This is a genomic window from Rhizobiaceae bacterium, from assembly GCA_023953845.1.
Classification (GTDB): Bacteria; Pseudomonadota; Alphaproteobacteria; order Rhizobiales; family Rhizobiaceae; genus Arvimicrobium.
In genome coordinates this window covers 3,882,906-3,891,941 of record JAMLJC010000001.1, presented here as the reverse complement: position 1 = coordinate 3,891,941, position 9,036 = coordinate 3,882,906, and the positions used below count along the sequence as shown (strand labels likewise).

9 protein-coding genes are annotated in these 9,036 nt (G+C 63.4%); 4 read left to right on the top strand and 5 right to left on the bottom strand.

The window, feature by feature from the left end; translation table 11 throughout:
- Nucleotides 1-59: 59 nt before the first annotated feature.
- Together thrS and yidD are read right to left on the bottom strand one after the other, a co-directional pair.
- Nucleotides 60-2,039 (bottom strand): threonine--tRNA ligase, encoded by a 1,980-nt coding sequence (gene thrS / locus M9955_19195; protein ID MCO5083769.1) that lies wholly within the window; start codon nt 2,037-2,039, stop codon nt 60-62.
- A gap of 112 nt (nt 2,040-2,151) precedes the next feature.
- Nucleotides 2,152-2,508, bottom strand: coding sequence for a membrane protein insertion efficiency factor YidD (gene yidD, locus M9955_19190; protein ID MCO5083768.1), 357 nt, complete (start codon nt 2,506-2,508; stop codon nt 2,152-2,154).
- 213 nt (nt 2,509-2,721) lie between these two features.
- On the opposite strand from yidD, the gene M9955_19185 reads away from it, so the two are divergent.
- A complete protein-coding gene (locus M9955_19185) occupies nt 2,722-3,774 on the top strand; it encodes an LLM class flavin-dependent oxidoreductase (GenBank protein MCO5083767.1) in 1,053 nt (350 codons plus the stop codon).
- A 3-nt stretch (nt 3,775-3,777) separates the two neighbouring features.
- On the opposite strand, the gene M9955_19180 is transcribed toward M9955_19185, so the two are convergent.
- Entirely contained in the window at nt 3,778-4,227 is a 450-nt protein-coding gene (locus M9955_19180) for an iron-sulfur cluster assembly scaffold protein (GenBank protein MCO5083766.1), read from the bottom strand.
- A 214-nt stretch (nt 4,228-4,441) separates the two neighbouring features.
- Here M9955_19180 and folE point away from each other — a divergent pair, with 214 nt between their 5' ends.
- The 3 genes from folE to M9955_19165 all read left to right on the top strand — a co-directional run bounded on the left by folE (nt 4,442) and on the right by M9955_19165 (nt 6,599).
- A complete protein-coding gene (gene folE, locus M9955_19175) occupies nt 4,442-5,068 on the top strand; it encodes a GTP cyclohydrolase I FolE (protein MCO5083765.1) in 627 nt (208 codons plus the stop codon).
- Nucleotides 5,069-5,099: 31 nt separating this feature from the next.
- Nucleotides 5,100-5,549, top strand: a complete 450-nt coding sequence (gene hisI, locus M9955_19170) for a phosphoribosyl-AMP cyclohydrolase (protein ID MCO5083764.1) — start codon at nt 5,100-5,102, stop codon at nt 5,547-5,549.
- A 75-nt stretch (nt 5,550-5,624) separates the two neighbouring features.
- Entirely contained in the window at nt 5,625-6,599 is a 975-nt protein-coding gene (locus M9955_19165; GenBank protein MCO5083763.1) for a patatin-like phospholipase family protein, read from the top strand.
- A 7-nt stretch (nt 6,600-6,606) separates the two neighbouring features.
- Here M9955_19165 and recJ read toward each other — a convergent pair whose 3' ends face one another.
- Entirely contained in the window at nt 6,607-8,391 is a 1,785-nt protein-coding gene (gene recJ / locus M9955_19160; protein ID MCO5083762.1) for a single-stranded-DNA-specific exonuclease RecJ, read from the bottom strand.
- 127 nt (nt 8,392-8,518) lie between these two features.
- A complete protein-coding gene (rplQ, locus tag M9955_19155) occupies nt 8,519-8,950 on the bottom strand; it encodes a 50S ribosomal protein L17 (GenBank protein MCO5083761.1) in 432 nt (143 codons plus the stop codon).
- Nucleotides 8,951-9,036 lie beyond the last annotated feature (86 nt).

Sequence of the window (9,036 nt, the reverse complement as noted above, 5' to 3'; positions counted from 1 at the left end):
GCGACAAATTCCGGTTTGAGATGAAAAGGGCGGCACGAGCCGCCCTTAACTTTGGTCGATTACTGCCGATCTCGAAGGTCCGGCGGCGTGGCTTCCTCGACTAGCGCGGCTATCGCGGCATCCAGAGACATGGCGTGCTGGTCGCGAGAACCGAGACGGCGAACGTTGACCGACCCTTCCTCGGCCTCTCGCCTGCCGCAGACAAGGATCACAGGGACCTTGGCAAGGCTGTGCTCGCGGACCTTGTAGTTGATCTTCTCATTGCGCAGGTCGAGTTCCGCCGACAAGCCGGCCTTCTTCAACTTCGCGACAACCTGCCCGGCATAGCCATCGGCTTCCGAGGTGATCGTCGCCACCACGACCTGCAGCGGCGCGAACCACAGCGGCATCTGCCCGGCATGGCTCTCGATCAGAATGCCTAGGAAACGTTCCAGCGAGCCGCAGATGGCGCGGTGCACCATGACCGGCTGCTTCTTCTCCGAATCCGAGCCGATATAGAAGGCGCCGAAACGCTCCGGCAGATTGAAGTCCACCTGCGTCGTGCCGCATTGCCATTCGCGACCGATGGCGTCCTTCAGCGTGTACTCGAATTTGGGGCCGTAGAAGGTGCCCTCGCCTTCGCTGATGCCGGTCTTGATGCGGTTGTCCTCCCGCGCCATGCGGGCGAGAGCGCGCTTCAGAATGTCCTCGGCATGATCCCACATGGCGTCGGTGCCGACACGCTTTTCAGGGCGCGTCGCCAGCTTCACCACGACCTCGTCAAAGCCGAAATCCTTGTAGACCGACATCATGAGGTCGTTGATCTTGAGGATCTCCGCCTCGAGCTGATCTTCGGTGCAGAAGATGTGCGCGTCGTCCTGCGTGAAAGCGCGCACGCGCATCAGGCCGTGCAGCGCGCCGGATGCCTCGTACCGATGGACATTGCCGAATTCCGCAAGCCGGATAGGCAGATCGCGGTAAGACTTCAGACCGTGCTTGAAGATCTGCACATGGCCGGGACAGTTCATTGGCTTCAGTGCGAAGATGCGCTGATCCGCTTCCGGATCGTCCGGATGGGTGAAGGCGTGGGCCGACTTCACGGCGAACATGTTCTCCTGATACCAGCCCCAGTGGCCAGACGTCTCCCACAGGCTCTTGTCTAGCACCTGCGGGGCATTGACCTCCTGATAATCGTCGCCGAGGCGGCGGCGCATATAGGCGATCAGGTTCTGGAACATCTTCCAGCCCTTGGCGTGCCAGAAGACGACTCCCGGCCCCTCCTCCTGGAAATGGAACAGGTCCATCTCGCGGCCGAGCCGGCGATGGTCGCGCTTCTCGGCCTCTTCAAGCATATGAAGATAGGCGTCGAGCTGCGCCTGATCCGCCCATGCCGTACCGTATATGCGGGTCAGCATCGGGTTGTTGCTATCGCCGCGCCAGTAGGCTCCGGCGACCTTCATCAGCTTGAAGGCGTTGCCGATCTGGCCGGTGGAAGCCATATGCGGGCCACGGCAAAGGTCGAACCAGTCGCCCTGATAGTAGATCCTGAGGTCCTGGTCGTCCGGAATGGCGTCGATCAGCTCAACCTTGTAGCTCTCGCCCTTGTCGCGGAAGACTTTTCGCGCGCGCTCGCGGTCCCATACCTCCTTCGTGAACGGCTTGTTGCGGCCGATGATCTCCCGCATCTTCTTCTCGATGATGGGGAAGTCCTCCGGCGTGAACGGCTCGTTGCGGGCGAAGTCGTAATAGAACCCGTTGTCGATGACGGGGCCGATGGTGACCTGCGTACCGGGCCAGAGCTCCTGCACGGCTTCGGCGAGCACGTGAGCGGTATCGTGGCGGATCAGTTCCAGAGCGCGCGGGTCCTCGCGCGTGACGATCTCGACCTTGCCCGACCGGCCGATCGGATCAGCAAGATCGCGCACGGTACCGTCCAGCGCATAGGCGACGGCCTTCTTCGCGAGCGATTTGGAGATGGATTCGGCGAGCGCAGCGCCGGTCGTCGCCGCATCGTATTCGCGGACGGAACCATCGGGGAATGTGAGGGAGATGTTCAACATGGCTTCTTTCCTATCCAGTCCCGCAAACGAGCGCGGGTGGTGATTGCCGGGTATTTCCGGCGGCGAGCGGTCTTTTATCAGGGAAAACGCAGGCGTAAAGGGCCAGTCGCTTTCAATCTCGGCGTTCTCGGCCGATCTGCCAATATCGCCACGGCAGAAACCACCGGTAACGCGGAGCCAGTTGTTCCGGCACGCGGTCTATGCCGCTGGTGCCGAACGGACCGCAGCGCGCGAAGCGGAACAGCCCCATCCAGCCGCCGGCCCACAATCCATGGCGCGCTATCGCCTCGTAGGCATATTCCGAGCAAGTCGGCAGATGCCGGCAGGTGTTGCCGGCGAAGCCCGACAGGGTAAGCTGGTATAATCGAACGAATGCGGTGCCGATCAGGCGACCGGGCGTTTTGCGCCACGGGCCGGAGTAATTCCGGCTGCGTCGAACGGTATCGTGATGCGATGTGTGATCGTGCAAGCGCTTGCCCTGTCCGTACCGCTCACAGATAGGCGCTGTCTCGCGTTTTTCGAAGTGCTTCGATGACTGTCAACGTGAACTGAACGGCGCGTAGAATTCGTTCAATTTGAACGCGAGCCCAGCCTTTCCTATCTTGCCGTCATCCAATCGCGCCGCAAAGCGGCACGCCTCGCGACCGGCAACGGCCGGACCACCCGCGGATCGGAACTGATTATGACAAGAGCAATCGAATTCGGCATCGATACCTTCGGCGACGTCACCGTCGGCCCGGACGGCGAACGGCTGCACCATGCGCAGGTCATTCGCAACGTGCTGGACGAAGCGATCCTTGCCGATGAGGTCGGCATAGATTTCATCGGTGTCGGAGAGCATCACCGGGACGACTTCGCCGTTTCAGCGCCGGAAATCGTGCTCGCCGGCATCGCCACACGCACGAAGCGCATCAAGCTCGGCTCGGCGGTGACCGTTCTCAGCTCGGACGACCCGATCCGCGTTTTCGAGCGCTTTTCCACAGTCAACGCGCTGTCGAACGGCCGCGCCGAAGTGATCCTCGGGCGAGGCTCTTTCACCGAGTCGTTCCCGTTGTTCGGCTACAACCTCAACGACTACGAGACGCTGTTCGAGGAGAAGCTCGATCTTTTCGCCGCGCTGCTTCAGAACGGCCCGGTCAACTGGCAGGGCAAGCTGCGCCCGCCGCTCAAGGAGCAGACCATTTATCCACCGATCGAGAGTGGCAAACTCAGCGCCTGGATCGGCGTCGGCGGCAGTCCGGAATCGGTCGTCCGTTCCGTGCGCTACCAGATCCCGATGACGCTTGCGATCATCGGCGGCGATCCGCGGCGCTTCCTGCCCTATGTCGACCTCTACAAGCGGGCGCAGAAGCAGCTTGACGTGCCTGTCATGCCGCTCGGGGTCCACTCGCCCGGCTATGTGGCCGACACGGACGTCGAGGCGCGTGAACAGCTCTGGCCCGGCTACAAGGCCATGCACGACCGGATCGGCCGGGAGCGGGGCTGGCCGGCGACGACGAAGGAGAGCTTCATCCACGAGATCGAGCACGGCTCGACGTATGCCGGCTCGCCCGAAACCGTCGCCCGCAAGATCGCCGCGACGGTCAAGGCGTTGGGCACGGACCGCTTCGACATGAAATATTCCGGCGGGACCACATCGCACGAGAAGATGATGCGTTCCATCGAGCTTTATGGAACGAAGGTCATCCCGATGGTCAGGAACCTCCTCGCGGAACCAGACGAAGCGGCGGCCTGATCGTCAGGCCGCCTCTCCCGCACGCCGCCGCTCGATCTGGCCGATCGCCTCGACGACGGCATCGAAGGTGAGCATGGTGGAGGCGTGGCGCGCCTTGTAGTCGCGCACGGGCTCGAGATATTTGAGATCGGCGAAACGCTCACCTGCGGGCGGGGCGCCGTTCTCCTTGAGCATTTTCAGCATCTCGTCGCGAACGGCGCGGAGTTCCGATGCCGTAGCGCCCACGACATGCCGTGCCATGATGGAGGAGGAGGCCTGACCCAGCGCGCACGCCTTCACGACATGGGCAAAGTCCGTGACGACGTCTTCGTCCATCTTGAGATCGATGGTGACGGTCGAGCCGCACAATCTGGAATGGGCAGTCGCCGTCGCATCCGGATTTTCCAGGCGGCCGATACGGCCGATATTGCCGGCAAAGCCAAGGATTTTCGTGTTGTAGACGTCGTCGATCATATTTTGCCGCCCAATCGCCAACCTGCGAATCGTCCTTCCACGGACGTGTCTTTCAATCGTGCGATAGCGCCATATATAATGGTCGCGCGCCCCCAACGGCAAGGCAAGCCGGGTCGGGGGCGCAATGCCGCTTCCCGATGTTTTTCGACAGTCTGGGAAAAGTCGGTCCGTTCAACTCGTTCCTCCTGAGAGGGGAACTACGGGAGACACCTGGATGGATGCCATTGCCAAGAAGCCGCTTGCGGTCGTTTCAAGCCTCGACGAGCACAAGTCGAACCGCCCAAGCCAGGCTGAGGTGGAAGCGGCAGTCCGCACGCTGATCCGCTGGACGGGCGACGATCCGGACAGGGAGGGTCTTGTCGATACGCCAAGGCGCGTTGCCAAGGCCTATCGCGAGATGTTCAGCGGCTATGACCAATCCCCCGCGGAGGAACTCGGCCGGACCTTCGAGGAGGTCGCCGGCTACGACGACATGGTCATCGTCAGAGACATCAAATTCCATTCACATTGCGAGCACCACATGGTGCCGATCATCGGGCGCGCTCATGTAGGCTACCTGCCGGACCGCAAGGTGGTGGGGCTGTCCAAGATCGCCCGCGTCGTGGATATTTTCGCGCATCGCCTGCAGACGCAGGAAGCCATGACCGCGCAGATCTCCTCAGTCATCCAAGACGTGCTCAACCCACGCGGCGTGGCGGTCATGATCGAGGCCGAGCATATGTGCATGGCCATGCGCGGCATCCGCAAACAGGGCTCGTCCACGCTGACCTCCAGCTTCACCGGCGTCTTCCGCGACAGTCCGGAGGAGCAGGTTCGTTTCGTCACCATGGTCCGCAGCTGACCGGCAACGGCCTTCCCAAACAGCATCGGCAATGACCTTCCCCTCGCCCCCGGCCAACAAGCAGGAACTGGAAGAAGGCGCGGTGTTCTCGCCGCGCTTCGACGCCAACGGGCTGGTGACCGCGGTCGTTACCGACGCCGACGACGGAACCGTGCTCATGGTCGCGCACATGAACGCCGAAGCGCTCGAGCTGACGCTTTCCACCGGCATCGCACACTACTGGTCGCGCTCCCGCAACGCATTGTGGAAGAAGGGCGAGACCTCGGGAAACACGCAGCGCGTGGTCGAAATGCGCACCGACTGCGATCAGGACGCGGTCTGGATCAGGGTGGCGGTCGAGGGCGATCAGGCCACCTGCCATACGGGTCGACGTTCCTGTTTCTACCGGATTGCAGGCATGCGTGACGGACGCGCGATCCTGACGGACGACGGCAGCGCACCGCTCTTTGACGCGGCCGCAACCTATGGCAAGCTTGCCTGAACATTCTCGCCCGAGGCGTTGACGTTTTCGATACGCGCCCTGCTTAGAATAGAGAATGAGGACGGGAGGGCTGGGATGCTCGACTGGGCATCGATGTATGGGCGCGGCCCCGCGCGGGAGGCGAGCGACGCTTCCCTCGCGGCTGCAGCGCCGGCCGAGGCACTACCGCGGAGAGGCATTGCGCTGGCTCTGGGCGGCGGCGTAGCCCGCGGCTGGGCGCATATCGGCGTGTTGCGCGCGCTGGACGAAGCCGGCATCGAAATAGAGATGATCGCGGGAACGTCAATCGGCGCGCTGGTGGGCGGATGCTATCTGGCCGGCAAGCTCGACGCCCTGGAAGAATTCGCGCGCAGCCTGACAAAGCGCCGTATCTTCGGCCTGCTGGACTTCAGCTTCGGCGGCAGCGGGCTCCTCGGCGGCATGAAGCTCACGCAGCGCATGCAGGAACACCTCAACGGCATCCGCATAGAGGATTTGCCGAAGCCTTTCGTGGCGGTCGCGACGGAGATCCGCACAGGCCACGAGATCTGGGTGTCCAGCGGTTCGCTGATCACAGCCATGCGGGCTTCCTACGCGCTCCCGGGCGTGTTCGAGCCGGTGCTCTGCAACAAGCGCATGCTGGTCGATGGCGCCCTGGTCAATCCGGTGCCTGTCTCCGTCTGCCGGGCTTACGAGCAGCCGCTCGTTGTCGCCGTCAACCTCCATTACGACCTTTTCGGCCGCGCGGCGGTGGTGAAACACAATGCCGGCGAACTCGTGGTGGAGCACGACGCACCACCGCTTTCCAGCGGCGCCAATCGCGAAAGCCCCAATCGGGAAAGCCGGCTGGGCATCACCGGGGTTATGGTGGAGGCCTTCAACATCATCCAGGACCGCATCGCGCGCGCCCGTCTGGCGGGCGATCCACCCGACCTTTCGATCAGCCCGAAGCTCGGCCATGTCGGCCTGACCGAATTTCATCGGGCAGCGGAAACGATCAGCGCCGGATACGAGACGGCCAAGGCTCAGATCGCGGACCTCAGGCAGATGCAGGTGATCGCGGCGCGCTGATGCGCCGTCAGGCCGGTGCGGCATCCACGATGCGAAACTGCACGCTGCGCGAGCCGTTCCAGTAGTTCGAGGACAGCGTGCCGGCGAGATGTATGGTGCCGCCGCGATTGCCGACGAGGAAGTTTCCCAGATCGCTGTCGGCGGCGCGGAAGGCCATGGCCTGCAGGCGTCCGCCCATTTCCGACCGAAGCTCGACACGGATATGGTTCGCGCCCACAAGCCGTGCGTCCACAATACGGTGGCGCGGCACGGCAAACATCGGCGCCGGATGGCCTGCGCCATAGGGTCCCGCGGCCTCGAGCGAATCGAGCAGCGTTTCCGTAGCGCCCTCGCCGGTGAGCGCGGCGTCGATCTTCAGCGTTTCCTCATCCCGCAGACGCGACACCGCCTCCTGTGCCCGCTCCTCGAAGAAGGCGCGTAAGGCTCCGAGCTTCGTACGTTCCACCGTGATGCCTGCCGCCATGGCATGGCCACCGCCCTTGAGCAGCAGGTCCTGCGCCACGGCCTCGCGCACCAGGTGGCCAAGATCGAAGCCGGGGATTGAACGGCCGGAGCCCGTGCCGACGCCATTCGGATTGAAGGCGATCACGAAGACGGGACGCCGCGCGTGATCCTTGAGCCGCGACGCCAGCAGCCCGACGATGCCCGGATGCCAGTTGTCCCGCGCCGTCACCAGCACGGCGGGTCCATGCCCGCTCGCCAGTTCCGCGTCGGCTTCCGTTCTCGCCTCGGAGAGCATGGCCTGTTCCATGGCCTGCCGCTCCTGATTGAGACGATCCAGCGTCTCGGCGATGCGTTGGGCCTCGGAAGGGTCGTCGCCCGCCAGAAGCCGGCTGCCAAGCGCTGCGTCCCCGATGCGGCCGCCGGCATTGATGCGGGGACCGAGCAGAAACGACAGATGAAAGCAGCCCAGCGGCTCGCCGATGCGCGCCACACGCGACAGCGCCGCAAGACCGACATTCTGCTGATGTCGGATCGCGAGCAGGCCCTTGGTGACGAAGGCTCGATTCACCCCGGTCAGGGAAACGACGTCGCAAACGGTGGCGAGCGCAACGAGATCGAGATAGCCGAGCAGATCCGGCCCAGGTGTTCCCGGCAAGCGGTTGCGCAAAACCTTCGCAGTCTGAACCAGCGTCAGAAAAACGACGCCGGCGGCGCACAGATGCCCCTGCCCCGACAGATCATCCTCGCGGTTCGGATTGACCACAGGAGTATTCGCCGGCAGGTCGCCGCCAACCTGATGATGATCGAGCACGACGGCATCGGCGCCGGCTTCCCGCGCGGCGGCGATGGAGGGCGCGCTGTTCGTTCCGCAGTCGACCGTCACGATCAGCGTCGCGCCACGCGACACGAGATCGCGCATGGCCTCGGGATTCGGACCGTAGCCCTCAAAAATGCGATCCGGGATGTAGATTTCCCACTCTACCCCGTAATGCGTGAGAAAGCGGGCGAGAAGCGCCGAAGAAGCGGCTCCATCGACGTCGTAGTCACCGAAGATCGCCACCTTTTCCCGGCGCGTCACCGCATCGGCGATGCGGCTTGCGGCGGCTTCCATGTCGGTCAGCCGGGTCGGATCAGGCAACAGGTCGCGGATCGTGGGATCGAGGAAACGCGGCGTCTCGGACGCGGTCACGCCACGGCCAGCAAGTACGCGTGCGACGATATCGGACACGCCATGCGTCTGCGCGATGGCAAGCGCGGCCATGTCCTGACGCTCGCTCAGTCGATGCTCCCAGGCAAGCCCGGTGGCAGAGTTCCGCACGCCGAGGAAATATCGCTTCTCGCTGGTCAACCGATCACCGCACCATCCCGCCAAACACATGCTTGCCGGCAACGATAGCGTGAGGTCGAAGCCATCGGCAAAACAAAAGGGACCCGAAGGTCCCTTTCAAAAGTCCCCATATCGCGGGAAACGCCGATCAGGCGGCCTGCGCTTCATCATTGGCGCCTTCGGCTTCGAGGCGAGCACGATCGGCGGCACCCTTGGCCGAAACGTCGCGGTCGACGAACTCGATGACGGCCAACGCCGCGTTGTCGCCGTGGCGGAAGCCCGCCTTCATGATGCGGAGATAGCCGCCATGACGGTCGGCATAGCGGGGCGCAACGGTCTCGAACAGACGCTTCACGACCTTCTCGTTGCCGATCTGCGCGATCACCTGACGACGGGCATGCAGGTCGCCGCGCTTGCCGAGCGTTACAAGCTTCTCGACGATCGGACGCAGATCCTTCGCCTTCTCGAGCGTGGTGACGATCTGCTCGTGCTCGATCAGCGAGACGGCGAGGTTGGCGAACATCGACTTGCGATGGCTTACACTGCGGGCGAACCGGCGGCCTTTGAAACCGTGGCGCATGGCTTTCTCCTTCTTATTTCTGGTTCAAAGAGGCCACGGCCTCCGATGTTTTCCGCATGACCGTCGGGCTCAACGGCTCGCGCCGC